This is a genomic window from Mesorhizobium sp. M2C.T.Ca.TU.002.02.1.1, assembly GCF_003997225.1.
Map to the genome: position 1 here is coordinate 1 of NZ_RZTO01001468.1, position 564 is coordinate 564.

Below are 564 nucleotides of genomic sequence, written 5' to 3' on the forward strand. Positions count from 1 at the left end.
CAGCCACACCTGGCTCACGCAGCCGGGCACCTTGTTCGCGGCCGTGCGTTCCGCCTCGGGAAAAGGCGGCAGGCCTTCGCCGAGCTCGATCACGTAGCGATAGCGGTCCTCCCACTCGTCGAGCAGGGAAAAGTCGTCGCGGATCGTCTGGATCGACGGAGTCATCGCACCGCATATAGTGGCCCGGCACCGCCACGTCACGGAAAAAGAAAGACGCCGCGGGCGTCGAGAGGTCGGACGGGCCCGCGGCGGAGAGCAATTCCAGGAAAAGTGCGTAGCGGTTTTCCGTCCGGAATTGCGACAAACCAAACAAAGAGCAATTCCAGGAAAAGTGCGGAGCGTTTAGGCTCGGCGACTTCGCCGCAGCCTCTCCGTCTGGAATTGCGCCAAAACCAAAGAGCTGAGCAAACGGCCGAGAAAGCTCTCAGTTCTTCGCCGTCAGCATCACCGGAATGTTGACCTTGGCGGGCAGCACGACCTCCTCGGCGATGCTGCCGGTGGTCGCGACGGAGCCATCCGCGATCTTCGTCTCGGGCGCGGCGGGCTGCCCGGACTGCTGCTTGT

The 564-nt window shown here is 63.1% G+C and carries 1 protein-coding gene; it reads right to left on the minus strand.

From position 1 onward, the window contains the following. Window positions 1-165 (minus strand): SufE family protein (locus tag EOD07_RS36790; RefSeq protein ID WP_206519682.1); only part of this gene is annotated, 165 nt, incomplete at its 3' end. Window positions 166-564: the final 399 nt, after the last annotated feature.